18 protein-coding genes are annotated in these 21,306 nt (G+C 43.1%); 7 read left to right on the forward strand and 11 right to left on the reverse strand.

What is annotated here, in order from left to right; translation table 11 throughout:
- The first annotated feature begins 348 nt into the window (after nt 1-348).
- Complete coding sequence (locus AC3IT7_RS06470; RefSeq protein WP_489249801.1) at nt 349-1,059, forward strand: SGNH/GDSL hydrolase family protein; 711 nt, start codon at nt 349-351, stop codon at nt 1,057-1,059.
- A gap of 32 nt (nt 1,060-1,091) precedes the next feature.
- The gene (locus AC3IT7_RS06475) at nt 1,092-1,679 is read left to right on the forward strand and encodes a uracil-DNA glycosylase family protein (RefSeq protein ID WP_489249802.1); all 588 of its coding nucleotides are present in this window, start codon (nt 1,092-1,094) and stop codon (nt 1,677-1,679) included.
- Between the two features lie 88 nt (nt 1,680-1,767).
- On the opposite strand, the gene AC3IT7_RS06480 is transcribed toward AC3IT7_RS06475, so the two are convergent.
- Together AC3IT7_RS06480 and AC3IT7_RS06485 are read right to left on the reverse strand one after the other, a co-directional pair.
- On the reverse strand, nt 1,768-2,205 hold the full coding sequence (locus AC3IT7_RS06480; RefSeq protein ID WP_489249803.1) for a hypothetical protein: 438 nt from the start codon (nt 2,203-2,205) through the stop codon (nt 1,768-1,770).
- Between the two features lie 166 nt (nt 2,206-2,371).
- Complete coding sequence (locus tag AC3IT7_RS06485) at nt 2,372-3,928, reverse strand: phospholipase D family protein (protein ID WP_489249804.1); 1,557 nt, start codon at nt 3,926-3,928, stop codon at nt 2,372-2,374.
- A gap of 121 nt (nt 3,929-4,049) precedes the next feature.
- Here AC3IT7_RS06485 and AC3IT7_RS06490 point away from each other — a divergent pair, with 121 nt between their 5' ends.
- The 4 genes from AC3IT7_RS06490 (at nt 4,050) to AC3IT7_RS06505 (ending at nt 8,918) form a co-directional block, all read left to right on the forward strand.
- Nucleotides 4,050-5,162: an S-(hydroxymethyl)glutathione dehydrogenase/class III alcohol dehydrogenase gene (locus tag AC3IT7_RS06490; protein WP_489249805.1), complete on the forward strand. Its 1,113-nt coding sequence runs from the start codon at nt 4,050-4,052 to the stop codon at nt 5,160-5,162.
- Nucleotides 5,163-5,372: 210 nt separating this feature from the next.
- A complete protein-coding gene (locus tag AC3IT7_RS06495; protein ID WP_489249806.1) occupies nt 5,373-5,903 on the forward strand; it encodes a hypothetical protein in 531 nt (176 codons plus the stop codon).
- Nucleotides 5,904-6,422: 519 nt separating this feature from the next.
- Nucleotides 6,423-7,469: a 3-deoxy-7-phosphoheptulonate synthase gene (locus AC3IT7_RS06500; protein WP_489249807.1), complete on the forward strand. Its 1,047-nt coding sequence runs from the start codon at nt 6,423-6,425 to the stop codon at nt 7,467-7,469.
- A 252-nt stretch (nt 7,470-7,721) separates the two neighbouring features.
- Nucleotides 7,722-8,918, forward strand: a complete 1,197-nt coding sequence (locus tag AC3IT7_RS06505; RefSeq protein ID WP_489249808.1) for a PilT/PilU family type 4a pilus ATPase — start codon at nt 7,722-7,724, stop codon at nt 8,916-8,918.
- Between the two features lie 64 nt (nt 8,919-8,982).
- Here AC3IT7_RS06505 and AC3IT7_RS06510 read toward each other — a convergent pair whose 3' ends face one another.
- The 4 genes from AC3IT7_RS06510 to AC3IT7_RS06525 all read right to left on the reverse strand — a co-directional run bounded on the left by AC3IT7_RS06510 (nt 8,983) and on the right by AC3IT7_RS06525 (nt 14,234).
- Nucleotides 8,983-10,170 carry an MFS transporter gene (locus AC3IT7_RS06510; protein ID WP_489249809.1) on the reverse strand — a complete coding sequence of 396 codons (1,188 nt, stop codon included), beginning with the start codon at nt 10,168-10,170 and terminating at the stop codon, nt 8,983-8,985.
- Between the two features lie 237 nt (nt 10,171-10,407).
- Complete coding sequence (gene gcvH, locus AC3IT7_RS06515; RefSeq protein ID WP_475653746.1) at nt 10,408-10,782, reverse strand: glycine cleavage system protein GcvH; 375 nt, start codon at nt 10,780-10,782, stop codon at nt 10,408-10,410.
- Between the two features lie 82 nt (nt 10,783-10,864).
- Entirely contained in the window at nt 10,865-11,893 is a 1,029-nt protein-coding gene (locus AC3IT7_RS06520) for an AraC family transcriptional regulator (RefSeq protein WP_489249810.1), read from the reverse strand.
- A gap of 487 nt (nt 11,894-12,380) precedes the next feature.
- Nucleotides 12,381-14,234 carry an ABC transporter ATP-binding protein gene (locus tag AC3IT7_RS06525; protein WP_489249811.1) on the reverse strand — a complete coding sequence of 618 codons (1,854 nt, stop codon included), beginning with the start codon at nt 14,232-14,234 and terminating at the stop codon, nt 12,381-12,383.
- Nucleotides 14,235-14,441: 207 nt separating this feature from the next.
- On the opposite strand from AC3IT7_RS06525, the gene AC3IT7_RS06530 reads away from it, so the two are divergent.
- Nucleotides 14,442-15,098 carry a division plane positioning ATPase MipZ gene (locus tag AC3IT7_RS06530; protein WP_489249812.1) on the forward strand — a complete coding sequence of 219 codons (657 nt, stop codon included), beginning with the start codon at nt 14,442-14,444 and terminating at the stop codon, nt 15,096-15,098.
- A gap of 131 nt (nt 15,099-15,229) precedes the next feature.
- On the opposite strand, the gene AC3IT7_RS06535 is transcribed toward AC3IT7_RS06530, so the two are convergent.
- The 5 genes from AC3IT7_RS06535 to AC3IT7_RS06555 all read right to left on the reverse strand — a co-directional run bounded on the left by AC3IT7_RS06535 (nt 15,230) and on the right by AC3IT7_RS06555 (nt 21,193).
- The gene (locus AC3IT7_RS06535; RefSeq protein WP_489249813.1) at nt 15,230-16,468 is read right to left on the reverse strand and encodes a mechanosensitive ion channel family protein; all 1,239 of its coding nucleotides are present in this window, start codon (nt 16,466-16,468) and stop codon (nt 15,230-15,232) included.
- A gap of 187 nt (nt 16,469-16,655) precedes the next feature.
- Nucleotides 16,656-17,192, reverse strand: a complete 537-nt coding sequence (locus AC3IT7_RS06540; RefSeq protein WP_180191437.1) for a DUF2058 domain-containing protein — start codon at nt 17,190-17,192, stop codon at nt 16,656-16,658.
- Between the two features lie 15 nt (nt 17,193-17,207).
- Nucleotides 17,208-17,882, reverse strand: a complete 675-nt coding sequence (locus tag AC3IT7_RS06545) for a YoaK family protein (RefSeq protein ID WP_489249814.1) — start codon at nt 17,880-17,882, stop codon at nt 17,208-17,210.
- Nucleotides 17,883-17,923: 41 nt separating this feature from the next.
- The gene (gene sstT, locus AC3IT7_RS06550; RefSeq protein WP_489249815.1) at nt 17,924-19,120 is read right to left on the reverse strand and encodes a serine/threonine transporter SstT; all 1,197 of its coding nucleotides are present in this window, start codon (nt 19,118-19,120) and stop codon (nt 17,924-17,926) included.
- A 324-nt stretch (nt 19,121-19,444) separates the two neighbouring features.
- On the reverse strand, nt 19,445-21,193 hold the full coding sequence (locus AC3IT7_RS06555; protein ID WP_489249816.1) for a SulP family inorganic anion transporter: 1,749 nt from the start codon (nt 21,191-21,193) through the stop codon (nt 19,445-19,447).
- Nucleotides 21,194-21,306: the final 113 nt, after the last annotated feature.

Genomic DNA, 21,306 nt, shown 5'->3' on the forward strand with positions numbered 1-21,306 from the left:
AAAAATCAAAAAATGATCGCTAATTAATAGATAAACTCATAGTGAAAGTTCCTTCTCCCTCTGGGAGAAGGTTAGGAGGTGGACTGTTTTATATAAATCCTTTTCCTAGCCCTCTCCTTAAAAAGGAGAGGAAACTTTCAGAGGAAACTTTCTCTGTGACTTTAATATTGATTAAAAATGATTTATGCAACAAGCCTAATGTTACAAAGATATTTAAGCCTATATGTTGCAAGACTCCTATCTTAGTCAAATTTAAGTGAATATTCATTTAAAATGACTACTGAGGAAATAGTTCAAAAGAATAAACTCAGGTAAAATCAAGTATATCTCTACGTAAATTAGTTCACTATGTTGCTGAAAGCTGCCACCATTGCCTTGATTCCTGCACTTGTCATTCAGGGTAATCGCGTCAAGAAAAATACCTTGAAGTTGCCTGAACCACAGGGAAAACGTCAAGGTCGAACCGGAAAAGGCAAAAAACTTTCTTTGCTCATTTTAGGAGATTCAGCAGCGGCAGGCGTGGGGGTAGAACATCAGGATGATGCATTACTGGGTGCAATTCTGCATGAACTGAAAAATGACTTTGAAATTGACTGGAAATTGCAGGCCAAAACCGGCGATACCAGCTCAAAAGTGATTCGTGCTTTGGATCAGATGGAAGTCCAGCATTATGATGTAATCATCACCTCGGTCGGTGTCAATGATGTCACCAAACTCATGCCGGCGGATGTCTGGATTCAAAAGCAGAAAAAACTGTATGCCATGATTCAACAAAGATTCAGCCCTGAACTGATCATTGCAGCAGGTGTACCACCCATGAATATGTTTCCGGCATTACCCAATCCTTTGGCCTGGCTGTTTGGTCAATATGCCAAGAAAATGAATCAGCAGCTAGCAAGATTTGTTGAAGATCAGGCAAATATGCAATGGATTGAATACAATATTGAAAAGTATCGTGCCATGAATTTACAAATGGCAGCAGATGGTTTTCATCCGAGTAAGGAAGTCTATACACTTTGGGGACAAGAAGTGGCTAGCAAGATTCGGCAGAAATTCTAAAATAGTTGAAAGCTCTCAATTTAATTAATCCTATGTCTGATATTGAAACGCATCCATTAGCACCTTTTTTACCGCCCAATGCCAAGTTGCTGATGCTGGGTAGTTTTCCACCACCGGCAACGCGTTGGAAAATGAACTTTTATTATCCAAATTATCAAAATGATATGTGGCGGATTTTTGGTTTAATTTTCTTTCAAAATAAAGACCATTTTCTGGATATTGAAAATAAAAAATTTCAGGAACAATTAATCCGGGATTTTTTAACTGAAACGGGGATAGCGATTTTTGACAGTGCCTATCAGATCCGACGCTTGAAAGGGAATGCTTCGGATAAATTTCTGGAAATTGTCGTGCCGACCAATCTACAAGATTTACTGGTACAGATGCCCGAATGTCACCATATTATGACCACAGGTGACAAGGCAACAGATACATTGATGCTGTCTATGCCAGAGGATGCTGAAAAGCCCAAAATTGGGCAACCGACACAAACCCGGTTTGATGGTCGAGAACTACATTTATACCGTATGCCTTCATCTTCGCGGGCATATCCTGTTGCAGTCGAAAAAAAAGCCGAGGCCTATCGCATGCTTTTCAAAAGCATTGGCTTGATTGAATAAATAATTGAATAGAAATAAGTCATTTTAAACATTAAAAAAGGACTCAGATAAAAGTCCTTTACTGGTTTATTCTGAAAAAATTGCTTGTTTAACCATCATATTCTACATAATCCCACAAATTTAAACGTGCTTTAATTTCCTTTCGAATCTCCGGCAGCATCGGAAGTAAAGTGCCATCAATCCATAAGCTGAGCGCTTGAGCAGACAAGACCTGCTGTTGCTCATCAACCAGTTGCGCACCTTTCAAGATCGCGCAGGTTTCTTCAAGCGCTTCAGTTTCGATACCTTTGAATAATACCTGTAAATCATGACCGCTATCCTGAATCAGCCATTCTAATTCGAGCTGTATATTCTCACTGGATTTTAGGACCACTTGACCCTCGATCGTATCTGACTCAGACAAACAGTCATGTTCTACCCGGACTTTGGCTAAATACCATTCTTGCTGGGATAAATCGTGAAGGGTTTTTACTGGTGTCAGAATGTCACTGAATTTAAACTGACGGCTTAAATCAAAAAATTGCATGGGAGTGGAGGGCGAACAATCGCAAAATACGAGAAAAGTGTAATTCTAAAGTAAGCTCAATCGACTGTAAAATCCTTTAAGCGAGAATTGGGCTCAATTAATTTGAGCCGATATTCTGGAAAATTCAGACTATATTTTATGTAATTCTAAAATCATCACAATGTCATTACATGAGCCATTCAGCCGGGAATTTTGTGACCAGATTCATCATAAAACGCTGAAATTTTGTAGTTTCCGGATCATGTACATGTTGAATGGTACGTCCATCTTTTTGATGTTCCAGCCAAATCATTTCATTTTTTTCATTCAGCTTGAGCTGATAAGCCACGCGCGGTAAGTATTGGTTCATGGCACTAGAAATTTCCTTCTGGAAATCTTCCGATTCAATTACTAAACCAACTTCAGTGTTCAGATAAGCGGAACGTGGATCAAAATTAAACGAACCTACAAATACCATGCCATCCAGATCGAAAAATTTGGCATGTAAACTTGAGCTATTTTTATTTTTAGCCGGGATAATGTCACCGGTCATGATTTCATACCAGGTACGTTGTGGCCGCACGATATAAGGTTTAAATTCCCAGAGCTCGATGCCATTTTTCAATAGTTGCTGACGATATTGCTGATAATAGGCATGTACCACAGCGACATCATTGGCCTGAAAAGAATTGGTCAGGATTCGGATTTTGACTCCCTGTTGTGCCCGCATACTTAAATAGTCGGTGCCTTTTTGCGTCGGGATAAAATAAGAGGATACCAGTTCCAGGTGATTTTTCGGCTCGCCCATCAGTTCAAGCATGTGGGTATAAATATAATCGCCATTTTTTGCATGTGGGCGTGCTTTTGCAGGTGTATCTGCGACAAAATAAGCCGGTGCCCAGTGAATCGGTTGTTTTTTTAAGTGTTCTGCGACTTGCTTCTCGGCAATTCCAACCCGGCGTTTTAATTCCGTTTCATCTACGTCTTCACGGGCAAATTCGGCTCTTAGCCTTTTTAACATTTCGGGATGACCTGAATCATTCAGGATCTGCCGCACATCGTAACTCAGTTCATCATTCCAGAAATTAATAAAGGTCTGATTGGCATCCTTTACGCTTTGGCCTGCAAAGAAAATATCAACATCGGTAAACTGGAAATTTTCGCTGGCATCAAAGTACTCACTACTGATATTGCGACCACCCGTGACAGCTGCGGTGCCATCGGCAATGATCAGTTTATTGTGCATGCGATGATTGACCTTTTTCATCCGGAAGCCATAATCCAGCGCACGCAAATGACGGAATTTATAGGGATTAAAAATCCGTACCTCAAAGTTTGGATGCTGGCTTAAAGCCAAAAGCTTGTCATCGAGCTGGGTACCGTTCTGGTCATCAATCTGCACCCGAACTTTGACTCCACGATCTGCAGCCTTTAACAGTTGAGCCAGCATCATATTGCCAATAAAATCATCTTTCCAGATGTAATATTGCAGATCCAGATGATATTGGGCCTTATTGATCAGGTGCAGGCGTGCCGCCATACTCATAAAACCGTCATATAAGGGTAAAAAAGCAGTTTTGCCTTCACTTATCTGTTGTTGAGAAAGTTGACTGTCGATCCAGTGTGCAGGCTGAACCGGCGTAATCTCAGCCTCTTTGGCGCTATTGGGAGCCAGTTCGCAACCGGTAACCATGATACTCAAGGTAAAAATACTTAAACAAACAAGAGGTGAAGGGTTAGTCATTGATGTTCCATTGATTATAGGATTTTTTATTCCTTATCTTCCGATGTTAATAGTTGAATCTCAGAATAGAAAGAGGTTACTGTTAGTCATCTGTAAATCAGCAAAAAAAGGATAGTTTTACATGAAATCACGTGCAGCGGTTGCGTTTGGTCCAGGTCAGCCTTTAAAGATCGTGGAAGTGGAGGTTGCTCCACCAAAAGCAGGTGAAGTATTGGTAAAAATTAGCCATACCGGGGTGTGTCATACCGATGCATTTACCTTGTCTGGTGAAGATCCTGAAGGGGTATTTCCGGCGATTTTAGGCCATGAAGGTGCCGGTGTTGTGGTCGAAGTTGGGGAAGGTGTCACCAGTCTGCAACCCGGTGACCATGTAATTCCGCTTTATACTGCTGAATGTGGCGAATGCCTGTTCTGCCAATCTGGTAAAACCAACTTGTGTGTCGCTGTGCGTGCAACTCAAGGTAAAGGTGTCATGCCGGATGGAACCACACGTTTTTCTTATAATGGTGAACCGATTTATCATTATATGGGCTGTTCAACTTTTTCTGAATATACCGTGGTTGCTGAGGTTTCTCTGGCTAAAATCAATCCCGAAGCCAATCACGAACATGTCTGCCTGCTCGGCTGTGGCGTAACCACCGGTATTGGTGCGGTACATAACACGGCTAAAGTACAAGAAGGTGACAGTGTTGCAGTATTTGGTCTGGGCGGTATTGGTCTGGCCGTGGTACAAGGTGCACGTCAGGCCAAAGCCGGCCGTATTATTGTGGTAGACACCAATCCGGACAAATTTGAACTGGCCAAACAGTTTGGGGCCACAGATTTCTTAAATCCAAAAGAGTTCGATCAGCCTATTCAGCAAGTGATTGTAGAAATGACTGGTTGGGGCGTAGATCATTCCTTTGAATGCATCGGTAATGTCGATGTGATGCGTTCAGCACTCGAATGTGCGCACCGTGGCTGGGGCCAATCGGTGATTATTGGTGTCGCAGGTGCGGGCAAAGAAATTTCAACCCGTCCGTTCCAGTTAGTTACCGGTCGTAAATGGATGGGAACTGCATTTGGTGGGGTGAAAGGCCGTTCACAGTTGCCAGCTATGGTGGAACAGTCTATGCAAGGTGAAATTCAACTTGAACCTTTTGTCACGCATACCATGCCGCTTGAGCAGATTAATGAAGCTTTCGATCTGATGCATGAAGGCAAGTCGATTCGTACAGTGATCCATTTCGACTAAGTTTGTCGCAGCTATAAAAAGGCCGGTGTTATACCGGTCTTTTTTTATGCGGGTTTCACTTAATTCAGGATACATTAGTGCATGAAAGCATCACAGAGAATCACTTAAACAACACAAGCCTGCTAATGTCATTACATTCTAGATGCTTATATTAAATAGAGCGTAGCAAAATACGTGATTAAACCATTTTAAAGAATAAGGATAAGCTCTATGTCGAATGATAATTTTGATCGTGATGTTATAAAGAATTCTCCTAAAGATGTCCGTGACGATTTAAATGCCGATCCAATTACCGGTGAACCGGGCGCGCATCCAGTAGGTACAGGTGTTGGTGCTGCAGGTGGTGCGGCTGCGGGTGTTGCAATTGGTGCAGCAGGCGGCCCTGTAGGTGCAGCTGTCGGTGGAGTGGTTGGAGCCGTGGTGGGTGGTCTGGCAGGCAAGGGTGTCGGTGAAGCAGTCAATCCGACTGAAGAGCAGGCTTACTGGCGTGATAACTCCATCAACACCCCATACTATTCCGAAGCTCGTACCACCTATAGCGATCTGGATTATGACCGTGATTATGATACAGCTTACCGGGTAGGTTATGAAAACCGCGGCAGCTATGATGCCAATACCCGTTTTGAAGATGTTGAACCTGAACTTAAAGTAAAATGGGAACAGATGAAAGGCCAATCACGTTTAAACTGGGAACAGGCCAAATATGCAGTACGTGATGCCTGGAACCGAGTAACACGTTAATTTCTAATCTCTGGATTAAATAACATACTGTTGGCCAAACTTGCACCAAGTGTGCAGGTTTTGCCAATTTTATTGATCTGTATCACTGTTTAAAGAATTGATAAGTAAAAGTAGAAAAGTTAATAAATATTTTTTTATATTTAATGCTTGTCAAATGCCTGTAGACCGCGTATTTTAATTTTAGATTCACATTTTATGAAAGACATAACATGTTAAAGCAACCTCTCATTTCAAACGCATATTTTTATTTCTGGCAGTTTAGATAGTTGCCTGAATGCGTTTGGGCAATGAAAAGGTTGCCCACCAGTTTATACCTGATCGGCAACCCTGATCAGGTTTTTTTATGCTTATTATTTTTACAGAACTTTGGAGACAGCCATGACAAACTTTAACTATTCATACTTTAACAACTTTTATTGGTCTTATTTTAGTCAGTTAATGACGCTCTCGACCTCTTTGATTAGACCCATAACGCTCAAATAAAAGTTTGGACTGATTGCCAGTCCCAGGATTAAAGTCATGCATAGCCTCAATACACCACAAAATAACGCTGAAACCATTCTCGCTTTACCCCAGCAACTAAAGCAGCAATTGCCCCTGTCTCCGCAATTGGCTAGCCAGGTCGCTGAACATCGTCAAACCATTCAAAATATATTAGAAGGCAAGGATCATCGTTTGATGGTGATCACAGGCCCGTGCTCCATTCATGATGAAGCTTCCGCGCTGGAATATGCAGAAAAATTAAAACAGCTACAAGCTCAGGTGTCTGATCAAATCCTGTTGGTCATGCGCACTTATATCGAAAAACCACGCACCACAGTCGGCTGGAAAGGTTTCCTGTACGATCCGAATCTGGACGGTTCTTCCAATATGCAATTGGGGCTGGAAAAATCCCGTGCTTTATACCTTAAAATTATTGCAATGGGCCTGCCGATTGCATCTGAAATTTTAAGCCCGATGGCAACTGCTTATTTCGATGATCTGCTGGCTTGGGGTGCCATTGGCGCACGTACCAGTGAATCGCAAATTCACCGTGAAATTTCAAGTCATATGCCATACAGCATCGGCTTCAAAAATGGTACTGACGGTTCGATTCAGATTGCTCTGGATGCAATTCAGTCTGCCTCTCATCCGCATCAGTTCCTGGGTATGAGCCAGTCCGGTTTGCCATGCATTTTAAACTCACAGGGTAACCCTAAAGCACATCTGATTTTACGCGGTTCGAATAGTGGGCCAAATTACCAGTGGTCAGAAATCGAGAAAATCAAAGCTAAACACTCAGCAGAATTGCCGGCACTGGTGATTGACTGTAGTCATGGCAACAGCTCGAAAAATCCGCTGCTGCAAGCGAAGGTGTTGGAACAGATCGTGGCAGAGCGCCTGCAGACCAAGGTTCGTGGTGTGATGCTGGAAAGTCATCTGGTGGATGGCAACCAGAAAATTTCTACAGAAATGGTGTATGGCCAGTCTGTTACTGATGGCTGTCTGGGCTGGGCAAAAACCGAACAGCTGTTACTCGCAGTTGCCCATCATTTATCGCCAGATTGTCTAAAACGCAGTGCATAAACTTTTAAAAGCACTTTCGCTGATCAAGATGAGTGAAAGTGCTTTTTGTTCTGAAAATTTAAATTGGGTCTTAATAAATTGACTTAATATGAAATACATCACATAAAAAAGCTGATAAATTTTATAAAATAAATAAAATCTGTTTGTGTCCTCTGATAAATCCCTACACAATTAAAAAATAATATATCCATTTGAATATATAAACTTTTTTAAATATATCAATGTCACGGCAGTTTGTTTGGGGATCTCTTAATGTTTGCGACAGAACTCTTAGAAGAAGCACGGAAATTCATGCACCATATGCTGACCAAAGTGGTCGAATATGGCGGTTCAGATTTATTTATTACGGCTGATTTTCCACCGAGTATTAAGCATCAGGGTTTAATGAAGCCTTTTGGGCAGCAGGAACTGACAGCTGAAAAAACCAAGCTGTTTGCCTATAGCCTGATGAATGAAAAGCAGCGTAAGGAATTTGAAACAGAACTGGAGTGCAACTTTGCCATTACTGTACCGGGCGTTTCCCGTTTCAGGGTCAACGTCTTTCAGCAGCAACTCAATGTCGGCATGGTGATTCGTACCATTACCGCAGAAATTCCGAATTTCCAGAAGCTCAAACTGCCTGAGTCACTTAAACATGTGATTATGGAAAAACGTGGACTGGTACTGGTCGTTGGAGGAACCGGTTCAGGAAAATCAACCTCGCTGGCTGCAATGATTGACTACCGCAATGAAAATTCGGCCGGGCATATTATTACCGTGGAAGACCCGGTGGAATATGTACATAAACATAAAAAATCCATGATTACCCATCGTGAAGTCGGCGTGGACTGTCATTCCTGGCACAATGCCCTGAAAAATACCTTGCGTCAGGCTCCAGATGTGATCCTGATTGGCGAAATCCGTGATACAGAAACCATGGAACATGCGATTGCATTTGCAGAAACCGGACATTTATGTCTGGGAACCTTGCACTCCAATAATGCCAATCAGACTTTGGACCGGATTATTAACTTCTTCCCGGAAGAGCGCCGGAACCAGTTGCTGATGGATTTATCATCGAATATGAAGGCGATTATTTCCCAGCGTCTGATTCGGACGCAGGATGGTAAAGGCCGTCGTGCAGCAATTGAAATCATGTTGAATACCCCCCTGATTTCTGACCTGATTCTGAAAGGCGAATTTCATGAACTGAAAGCGATTATGGCAAAATCGCGTGAACTGGGCATGCAGACTTTCGACCAGGCCTTATTTGAACTGTATAATCAGGGCGAAATTTCTTATGAAGAGGCTTTGCGCAATGCCGATTCAACCAATGAATTGCGTTTACAGATCAAGCTGAAAAGTAATCGTCAGGATAATGCAGCAGTGGGGGAAACCACACAGTTTTCCATGCTGCAAGATCCAAAACCTGAAGATAAGTCAGCCGAAGATCAGGCCGCAGCTGAATAATGATTTACCTGGAAAAAATCAAAACAGCTGGACTCGAATTCGGCCTGTTTTGATTTTATTCAATTCATCTGTTGGTGACTGCTTTCGCCTGAACCACCAGATGAAAATATCCAATGCCACAGAGCGTCAAGACAGCACACATTACAAAAGCAGTCTGATAACTGTAAGCCGCGATAATCGCGCCAATCAGGACTGAACCAATGGCAATGCCTAAATCATAAAAGGTATAAAAAGTCGAAGTTGCATAGCCAATCCGGTGTTTGGGTGCGCGTTGAATGGCCAGGGTTTGGATACATGGTTGTACACTGCCAAAGCCAATCCCGACCAGAATAGCCGCTAGCATGAATCCCCATAAAGTCTGAATCTGGCTCAACAGCAATAGACCCAGGCTAAAAGCCAGCAGTGCCGGATAAATTACATATTGTGGGCCTTTGCGGTCGTAAATTTTTCCGGTGATTGGGCGCAGGCTCATCATCGAAATTGCAAAAACCACAAAGAATAAGCCGGCATAGGCCATTAAATCCTTGCTTGCTGCAAATGGTGCAATAAAGGACATAATACTGGCATAAGAAAAGGAAATCAGCATAGCAAGGCCAGCGACAGGCAAGGCTTTCTTCTCTACAAAATTGGTCAGCCCCAGCGATTTTTTCTCATGGAGATGATTATTGAGAAGCTTTTCAGGTTCCTTGACCGGAATAACCAAACAGAAGACAAAACCGATAAAGACTAAAGCAATCAGCAGGGCACTGACCTGAATATAAGACCAGTATTCAATCAGACTCAAGCCAATCAATGGGCCTAAAACAATCCCCAGATTAACCGACATGACAAAATAGCCCATGCCTTCGCCTTTACGCTGTTCCGGAATAAACTGGTTAACTACCGGCACACAGACCGTGGTCAAGATACTGAACCAGATACCATGTAAAAAGCGGATAATAAATAGTGCGGTCAGCTGATCGGCCAGCAGATATGTTAAAGAAAATAAACTGAAAAAGATTTCTGAAACGATCAGGGTTTTGCGAACCCCAAACTTTTCAATGATCAGACCGCTAAAAGGACGGACCAGAATGGCCGAGATCATGAATAAGGTCATGGCCAGTCCGGCCTGGGTCAGGTTTCCACCCAGTTCCTTTAAGATATAAATCGGCAGAATTGTGGTTTGTGCGAAATAAAAAATAAATAGAAACAGGTTATTCGCTAGACAAAGTATAAATGACTTGGTCCATAACGGTGCTGCAACAGTGTTCATGATTGTCCTGAAAGTATATGCTGGGAGACGCTGGCTTAGAATGAAAAATTATTGTTATAAATAAGCGCGGCATATCCAGGAGCGGAGTAAGTACTGTGTAGTACTTTAAAAAATATACATGAAAAATACAAGAATGTTTCAATATAAATATAGGAAATTAAAACGGCCTTGAATACTACAACAATCAATAGGGCACAAAAAAATCAGCCAATTGGCTGATTTTTAATTCAAGTTGGGTTATAGCCCAGCTTCATATTCTGTATTTGAAAGCAGCTTTTCAACATCTGCCATATTGTCCGGTTTGATTTTATAGATCCAGCCTTTGCCATAGGGATCATCATTAATAAAATCAGGATCATCTTCAAGGTCTGGATTGATTTCAACCACAATACCAGAAACTGGCGCATGAATATCAGATGCAGTTTTGACCGATTCAACTACTCCGGCTTGCTGACCCGCAGTAATGTGCGCATCAAGATCGGGGGCTTCAACATAGACCAAATCGCCTAATGCATCCTGTGCATGGTCGGAAATACCGGTCACAACAAGATCACCCTCAATGCGTACCCATTCATGCGTACTTGCGTACTTTAATTCTGAAGGATGATTCATTGATAACTCCTTAAAAATCTTTAGATCATTTTTGACATGTTTTATACATTCTTTTTGGACAAAACAAAAGGCTTATGAGCCTTTATAAATAGGGATCTTTGCGCCAGTTGCTCGGGCTGCGACCACTCCAGCGTTTAAATGCCCGGCTAAAATTGGCCACATCACTATAACCAAGTTCATCAGCAATCTGTTCCAGCGTAAAGTCTGTACGGGATAATAACGAGGTCGCATGCCGGTAGCGTACTTCATCGACCAGCGTTGAAAAAGAAGTGCCCTCAGCCGCCAACTGGCGTTTTAAGGTGCGGTCGGACATATGCAGACGATCTGCCACATTTTCAATACTCAGATAATGCTGCTCGGAGTGGGTCAGAATATCGCGTACCCGCATGGCAATCCGGTGCCGTTCTCCCAGGGCTGAAAGTTCCGCTTCACACTGGTTAATTGCAATCTGACTGGCAATCGGATCGGCATGCACCAGTTTATTCATCAGATAGCTTTTATCAAAGCTTAAAATCAAATGGGGCTGTTCAAAGCGGAACTGATGCGTAGGAAACTTTGCCATGAAACGTTCAAAGCCTTCTGGCTTTTTAAAGTCAAAATCAATTTCTCCTGTGGCGTCTGTAATTCCTGTAATGGCTTTTGCCATACTGATCAGACCCATCATCAAGGCAATTGAAATTTCGGTACGCAAAGGTTCTAGCTGGATATCGGTTTGCAACTGGACTGTGGCCTTAACCCCAAAGGTCGAGAAAAACAGTTGCAGGAAGGGCAAGCGCAGCTGAATAAATCGATTGGCCAGTACTAGGGCTTCGGTAATATTATTCGCAGTCATGATGGCATAACCGATAAAGCCATGAATGGAAATACGCATTTGCGTACCCAGATGATAACCCAGAGTCGGTTCACCCGTAAGTTTAAGGGCATGTTTGACCAGTTCATTGGCCACCGGCGTCGGAATACGAAAATCAGGATCTGCCAACTGCTCACTGGTCAGACCGAAAGGTTTAAATAACGATTCATTATTATAACCCCAACGGGAAATGACATCGAGAAGCAAGAGACCGTATACACCGGGAATACCTTGGTCTTGGCGTAGAGCTATTGTTTTCATGCGCGATCCGTTGCACTCACTGAAATTATTTTATTTATGGATTGATATTGGCATGAGCATGCCATTTTTTCCCTGAAAATTGTTGGACAAAATTTTTGGTATTGTAACCATGACACTGGCAGATTAGCCTGAATTCAGCATAAAAATCAATTTAAAACAGAAAAAAATTGCCTTTCAATACGCAGATTTTTTCTGGCTAAGTTTATAAAAATTGCATCTGATGACAGAGACCGGCGTGAATTTTCCTATGCCTAAATCACTGAATTTAAATACTGCAAAAGGTTTGCTGTATCGAATTATTAATACGCTGTTGTAGCGATTGAATATGCAATTCAGTCAAGTCCCTTGATTGCTTAGGGCTTGCTGTTCAAAGGACGGAAATAGGTGAAAATTCAACTACGGGCTGAGGCAAATTTTACTTTGTCTCAGCCCTAAGCGAGTTAAAGCATCTCATTATCAGAAAGGTTTAAACCTTCCAGATACCGGATTATTCAGATTCTTTGCCTGCTTTGACCTGTTGCTGTATCAGCATGCCTCCAGTTTGACGCTGCCAAAGCTGGGCGTAGATTCCATTCAAGGCAACCAGTTCATCATGTGTCCCTTGTTCGGCAATTCGGCCCTGATCCAGCACAATCAGACGATCCATCTGGGCAATGGTAGACAGGCGATGTGCAATCGCGATCACGGTTTTGCCTTGCATCAGGTCATCCAGACTGTTCTGAATGGCAGCTTCGACCTCGGAGTCGAGTGCACTGGTTGCTTCATCCAGAATCAGAATCGGAGCATCTTTCAAGAAGACCCGGGCAATGGCAATCCGCTGACGCTGACCACCGGAAAGTTTTACGCCACGTTCACCGACATACGCCTCATAACCTTTTTTACCGCGTAAATCGGTCAGGTTGGGAATAAACTCTTCTGCCTTGGCTTTACGTACCGCTGCAAACATTTCTTCATCAGTGGCATCAGGACGGCCATATTTGATGTTTTCTGCGACCGTGCGATGCAGCAAGGAGGTATCTTGAGTCACTAAAGCAATGTTCTTGCGTAAGCTGTCCTGTGTGACCTCTTCAATATTTTGCCCATCGATCAAGATACGACCCTGGTCAAGATGATAAAAATGCAGCAATAACTGGATCAGGGTAGATTTACCCGCACCCGAACGGCCGACAATCCCGATTTTCTCGCCTGGACGAATGGTCAGATTAAACTGGTCAATGACATTTTTATCATTATAGGCAAAGCTGACTTGGTCGAATTTAATTTCACCATGTTGCAACTGTAGTTCTTTGGCATCCGGTTTATCTTCAATGGCAATCTTGCGGCCCAGGGTTTTCATACCATCCTGAATGGTCCCGACATTTTCAAACAGGGCAGAGGTCTGCCACATCATAAACTCGGCAATACTGTTCAGTTTAAGCACCATGGCCGTAGTTGCTGCAATAATCCCCAGTTCAGCCTGTCCTTCCATCCATAGCCAGATGGCCGTCCCCAGCACACCGCCATACAGAATGATACTCAGAAATAAAATACTGATTTCATACTGGGCTCCCAGACGCATCTGTTTGTAGACCGTGACCATAAACTCCTGCATGGAGGTTTTGGCATACTGACTCTCACGACCTGCATGCGCAAACAGCTTGACGGTCTGGATGTTGGTATAGGCATCAGTGACACGACCGGTCATGACGGCACGTGCATCGGCCTGTGATCTGGAAATCTTGCTTAAACGCGGAATAAAATACCAGGCTGCACATATAAATAGCAGTAGCCATACCATGAGCGGAATGACGAGATAGCCAGAAATGTTGCCTAAAACAATATTGATGGTGATGAAATAAATCAGCACATAGGCCAGCATATCTCCCAAAATAACCCAGAATTCACGAATGGCCAGCGCCGTCTGCATGACTTTGGCCGATAGACGTCCGGCAAAATCATTGTGGAAAAAATCCAGGCTTTGTTTCATGAGCAGGTTATGAAAACGCCAGCGCAAGCGCATCGGAAAGTTGCTATACAGGATCTGATGTTTGATCAGGGATTGTGCACTGGCAAAGAGAATATTGGCCAGCAGGATAATACTCAGCCAGGTTAAATTGCTGGCATGTTGTTCCAGAAAGATCTCCGGCTGGCTTTTACTGAGCCAATTGACCAGATCGCCAATTTTTGAGTAGAGTAAGGCCTCAAAGCTGGCGGCACCGGCCGTACACAGCACCAGAATCAGTAAATAACGGCGTACACCATAGGCGGCCTGCCAGACAAATGGAAAAAACTTGGTCGGTAAAGGTTGATTCAGGTTTTTGGTGGGATAGGGATCAACCAGTCTTTCAAGCCATCGAAACATCATCGTACTCTTATCAGGTATTTTGCTTTGTGGTGATTATAAAGGATTGAATTTTTTTAAGCCCGGGATTAGATGAAATCGCCACAAAATTATTATCAAAACCAGACTTTACTTTTCATGCCGGATAGGTAATTCTAAATCCATAATTATATTAAGGTTTAAACCGTTCTTCATAATTACAATGATCAGAAACGAGAGAAATGAGAGATGAGTATTTGGGTAGTGGCCAGCCGTAAACGAGGCTCAGGAAAAACCACGATTGCGATGTATATTACGGCATTATTACGTGAGAAAGGCGCTACCTTACTGATTGATGCCAATCTGGAGCCGAATGGCTATGAATGGGCAAACCTGAAAAATAAACAGTTTTCTTTCGAGCATCTGGATATCTTCAAACAAGACGTTCATAGTCTGGATCAGCGTCTGGACAGGCTCAAACAGCAGTTTAGCTACATTATTGTTGATATTGACGGGCAGGATACACCTGCCTTGCGTTCAGTCCTGAAACACGCAGATAAGCTGATTATTCCCAGTTCCATCCATCCGCAAGATGTCCAGCTTGAAACCGAACTGGTGCAATTGGCGATTGGCATTGCACAATATAATACTCAACTAAAAATTTATACGGTATTGAATAAGATGCCTGAACAGCAGCAACTTGCGGAAATACAACAGACACAGAATCTGCTCAAGAATATTTCCGGGACGCAGTTTCTGAACACGGTGATTTATGCGCATCAAAGCTGTCATCATTTATTATTAAACGGTGAAAGGGTCGGTGAAGAGCAGTTCGAATCAGCACATGATTTTTATAAAATGCTCCAAGAGCTGCTGGGACAGCAATCGTCTACACTCGCAGTCTGAGCATCTTCATGCCATATCCGATAGTGATTTAAATTCTGTTTTTTGATTTTTTTATTCAAACAGACCCCTAAAAAAGCCTGAAAATTATTCAAGTTTCAGGCTTGCTTTATTTAGCGACTGTGGCGGGATTTTCAGGAAACGCTAAAGGATTCCTTGAGATCGAAACCTGAAGGTGCCTGATACACTTTTAGGCCAAATTCAGGAATGATTGCCAGCAGGTGATCCAATATATCGGACTGGATATTTTCATATTCCGACCAGACCGTGGTATTGGTAAACGCATAAATTTCCAGAGGTAAACCTTCACTGGTCGGCTGTAACTGACGCACCATCAGTGAGTGATTTTTACTGATACCCGGATGCTGTTGCAGATAAAATTCTACATAGGCACGGAACGTCCCCAGATTGGTCAGACGGCGCTGGTTATATTGCGAATGATGACTCAATTGCAGGTTAAACTGCTCCAGTTCTTCGGTTTTAGTATTCAGATATTGATCCAGCAGAATAAAATCTTTCAGCTTGTTCTGTTCATCAGCCGACATGAAATGTACGCTGCTCTGGTCAATCTGAATGGAACGTTTAATCCGACGCGCACCGGCTTCCTGCATGCCACGCCAGTTTTTAAAGGTATCTGTCACCAGTTTGTTGGTCGGAATCGTGGTGACTGTTTTATCAAAGTTCTGCACGGTAATGGTATGCAATGACATATCAATTACATCGCCGTCCGCATTTAATGATGGCATTTCGATCCAGTCGCCAATGCGGACCATGTCATAAGATGAAATCTGAACTGACGCCACCAGTGACAAAATGGTATTTTGGAACACCAGCATCAGTACCGCAGCCATGGCACCAAAACCGGCCAGCAGGGTAAAGACGTCTTTTTTCAGGAAAGTGCCCAGAATCATCAGACCACAGACGATGAAGATAATCAGCTTGACCAGTTGCAAATAACCTTTAATCGGTTTGTTGCGTGACTTGGGATTGCGCTGATAAATCAGGTTGAAAATATTTAGCAATTCACCAATTGCCAGAGCAATGGTCAGGAAGATAAAGGCTTGTGCACCCATCTGGATAAAGGTTTCGACCTTGTCAGATAAATGCGGAACGGTGGTAATTCCGTTCATAATCACAATTGCTGGTACAATATTGGCGATACGGCGAATGACGCTATGCTCGGCAACAATTTCATTATGGGTAAAAGGCATTTTGGAAATCAGTTTGCGAATTCCACGAACAACGACTTGTTTGGCAAATAGATTTGCAATAATTGCCAGTAAAATCACGATGCTCAATGAAGAGAACATTTCTAGCCAGGGATACTGATCAGCCCATACTTGTATATTCTGGACAACCTTAAACTGTTCCAACTTAACTTTTCTCGCACTATTAAAATTGTTAAAGAGTTTATAGCTTTAACTTGGGTTTTTTAATTTTAATTAAACTTTTAATACATATCTTTGGGAAATATTGATCGGAAACCTGATTTGAATGAGTGTCTGGCATTAAAAAAACCGGCCTGAGCCGGTTTAATAACATGTTGAAGTTAAAAATAAATTACCACATCAGGTCATCTGGAATCACATACGCTGCATATGGATCTTCTTCATCGGTGATTTCTTCATTTTTCTCTGAATTATTCACAATGATAAAGCCCTGCATTTTAGCATTAATACGATCTCCCAGAGCTTTGGGCAAGAACACATAACTGTCATTTTCACGCGCAATCACCAGACTGCCTGCCACCAGCGCATTATAGATCTGCTGGTTCAGATAAACTTTCTTGATCTTGCTGTCATCAATAAACTGATATACCGCATCGCCATCCGTATCGCGGATTTTGTGCTGGTTAATCATCTGGATGATTGCTGCTTTCAGTTCTTTTTCCTGTAAAGCCGCTTTTTTCTCTAACTCGATGGCTTGATCTTTGGCCAGTTTCTGCTGCTTGTCTTGCTCGATTTTCGCCTTGATTTCAGCATCGGTGCTGTCACCGGTACGTTTTTCATGCACAGCCTGTTTAGACAGTTTTTTGGCTTTTTTATTATCGACCAAACCTGCCTTTAACAATTGTGCCTGCAATGCATTTTTAACCATGAGAATGTCCAGAAATTAATCGTGTTGATGTCGATAACGTAAATAAATCACCCAGTAGGTCAGGCTGAGAATCAGGCTCAGCACTGCCGGGATCAGGAATGCATTTAATTTTAAATAAGGATAAAGCCAGCTGGCAAGAATACCACCGCTTAAGAAACCGAGCAAAATAAGTAAATGTAAGACGACTCGTCGTGGCTCTACATCTAAGCCACGCAAACGATAGCCCAGCGCCAGGCCAAGGTCGGTCAGTACACCAGATAAATGCGTGGTGCGAATAATGGCACCTTTATAATGGCTGACCATGGCGTTTTGCACACCCATCGCAACACAGGCCCATAACAGGGCATAGCGTGGAAAATAGGGCAACAATAACCAGCAGATCAGAATAAAAAAAGCCACCAGGCTTAAAGGGTAACCATAAAGTCGTCCCAAGCGAAAGTGACTATTTCCAAGAATCAGCCCGCTATAGAGAGAGCCAATGACATAACAGAGGGTGACCAGCGTCAGATACAGCATCATGTCCGGTTGCCAGTCCAGCAGCGCCATCGCCAGCATGCTGACATTGCCGGTCATATGTGACACAGACTGGTGTAATACCGTCACCAGACCCAGGACGTTAATCATGCCGGCATTGACCGCAAGAAAGAACGCCCCCAATTGCACCCAGGTAGGTAAACGCTGTAATGGCATAACAACATCATTGGCAAAAATATTGATTATTCAATATAAAATCAATTTGATGCGCGGTCTACTGCTGCAGTAAATAAAACATCAGTCGATGAGTTTAAAGCAGTTTCGGTAGAATCCTGCAATACACTGATTACCATACCAATGGCAACGACTTGCATGGCGATATCTGAAGAAATCCCAAACAGACCACATGCCACAGGAATCAGCAATAATGAACCACCGGCAACCCCTGAGGCACCACAGGCCGAGATGGTGGCGACTACCGAAAGAATCAGCATGGTGGTGAAATCGACGCTGATACCCAAGGTATTTACCGTAGCCAAGGCCAATACGGTAATGGTGACAGATGCCCCAGCCATATTGATCGCAGCACCAAGTGGAATGGCGATACTTGAGGTAGATTCCTTGACACCCAGACGTTTGGCCAAGTCCAGGTTGACTGGGATGTTGGCTGCCGAACTACGGGTAAAGAAGGCGGTAATGCCACTTTCACGCAAGCAGGTAAAGACCAGTGGATACGGGTTATGACGTGTCACCACAGCAACCAGAATCGGGTTGACCACCAGTGCAACAAAAGCCATCGTACCTAATAATACTGCAAGTAAATGTGCATAACTGGTCAGTGTGTCCAGACCAGATTCAGCAAAAGTCACGGCAACCAGACCAAAAATACCGACAGGTGCAAAATTGATCACCAAGCGAATCACATAATTGACTGCAAAGGCGGCATCATTCAACAGTGTTTTGGTGCTGTCGGATGCATGACGAAAAGCGATTCCCAATGCCACTGACCAGGCCAGAATGCCAATAAAGTTTGCTTCAGCAATGGCAACCACGGGATTGGCGACAAAGCTGAGCAGTAAATTCTTCAGAATTTCTACCAGACTGCCAGGCGGCTGCAAATCGGCTTGTGCGGCAATATCCAGGAACAGCGTACTTGGAAATAAGGTACTTGAAATCACGGCACTGAGTGCAGCAAGGAACATCCCTGCCGCATACATCAGCATAATCGGTTTGATGGCAGTGTTGGATTGACCTACTTTAAAATTCGCGATAGAAGCTAATACTAAAATGAAAACCAGAATTGGTGCGACAGACTTTAGGGCCTTAATAAACAGGTCGCCTAATAGGCTTAATGAGGGAGTTGCTTGCGGAAATACCACAGCCACAGCCACACCTAAAATAATGGCGATGATGATTCGGGATACTAAGCTTATACGCGAAAGGGCAGAAAACATAAGGTTGCCTTGTGAAAATTACGAGGGCTAAATTCGGGAAAAAGTTGCGCTATTTTATACTTAATTTAAACCGGGCTTAAAATATATTTTTATATAAAAAATAAGTCGCTGAAAATCATTGTATTTAACAAGATTTGCACTTTTAAAACCAGAGTTTTAGTCGCTTAAAAAAGTTAAAAATGTGGAATAAAACAGCAAATTTTAAATTTCATTCATGAAATAAATATCAAATTTAAAAGTATAAATTGATATTATATTTCAAGCTGAAAAAGACCAGTATGGCCAGTTTGAAATGCCAGCCATAAGTCTTATCAACTGCTTTGTTTAAATTGCATAATCTTTATGCTGCTCAAAGATTTCTGGAGCCAGGTCCCGAATTGCCTGAAAATGAGTCAGATAAATCCGGCCACTCAGATGAGTCATTAGCTTCGAGGCGTGCAGTTTATCCATAACCGGTCCTTTCACTTCGGCAAAATGCAGTCGAATGTCCAGTTTGGCCAGTTCTGCATTCAGATCTTCCAGCATTTCCAGGGCGCTTAAATCAATGGCACTGATGCTGGAGCAATTCAAAATCACATGTTGCAGCTGCTCATTCAGGCTAATCTGATTGATCAGATAACCTTTGAAGCTATTGGCATTGAGAAAAGTCAGATTTTCATCAATCCGCAGTGAAAGCACCCGATCAGATGTGCTGACCTGGTGACGCTGAATATTGCGAAAATGCTGTGTGCCTTCGACCAGTCCCACCACTGCAATATGTGGACGGCTAATTCGCCATAACATTAGAATGAAGGTCGAGATGATCCCAATAATCAGGCCGGTGGAAATATCAATCAGTACCACGCCAAAGAAGGTAATCCACATGGCAATACCATCGGCCTTGGAATAACGCCAGGCATCAAAAAAAGGCCGGAAATCGACCAGTTTCCAGATTGAGACAATAATTGTAGCAGCCAGAATTGTCAGTGGCAGGTCTTCAAAAAAGCCGGTAAAGAACAGGCTCACAAAAATAATCAGGATCGAAGACAAAACACCGGCCATCGGCGATTTGGCACCGGCATCGGCATTGACCACGGTTCGTGACAGGCTGCCAGTGACCGGAAAGGCTGAACTGACACCTGCACTGATATTGGCAATCCCCAAGGCAATCAATTCCTGATTACTGTTTAAATGACTGCGTTGCTGTAAAGCGGTGGCCTGAGCAATTGACAGTGACTCCACAAAACTGATCATGGCGATCATGCTGGCGCCGGGCAACAGGGTCAGCACCAGTTCCCAGTTCCAGTGTGGAAAGGATAAGGGCGGGAAACCGGAAGGAATTTCTCCCACGGTTTTAATGCCCTGAAGCTTCAAATCCAGTACTACAATTGCCGCAATTCCGAGACAGACGAGAATGAGAGGCACCGCCCGTACCAGAAAATCTGTAGAGCCAATCCGGCTTTGTACTGCCTGAGATTTCAACAGCTTGGGCAGATAGACCAGTAAAGCGATAGACAGTAAGCCAAATACCAGACTCGGCAAATGCAAGAGCGGCAGATAGTGCAGAAGACTTGCAGCAAACTCTGGAATATTGTTGGCTTTTAGAGGGAGGTCAACCAAGAACTTCAATTGCCCAAAAGCAATCAATAAGGCAGAAGCAATAATGAAGCTCTGGATGACTGGATGACTGATCAGCTGGATCAAAAAACCAAAGCGGAATAAACCCAAGAGCAGGGAAATAATGCCGACCATGAGTGCCAATAAAGTTGCAGCTTCGATATAGACGGGTGAACCGACTTCAAATAATGGATTTAAAGTGGCAAAAGTCATCATGGAAATGATCGCCACCGGGCCAATCGACAAGGTAGAACTGCCGCCGAGCATGGCATAAATGATCATGGGCAGAATGCTGGCATACAGCCCCATCATCGGTGGCAAACCGGCCAGCATCGCATAGGCCATCCCTTGCGGTACCAGCATCGCTACCACGATCAAGGCAGCCAATACATCCGATTTGAATTTGACCGGCGTATATTGGCTTAACCATGCCCAGGCAGGCAGTCTATGTAGAAGTTTAGACTTGGAATTTGGCATACAAGAATCTAAATCACAAATATAGATATATTATGCACAAATTCTGCTAAGAAATCTTGAGTGATCGATTCAGTGATGATTCAATCTTTTAAAATAAATCATCAAAGTCAGGC

The sequence above is a fragment of the Acinetobacter sp. KH_038 genome (assembly GCF_057839405.1).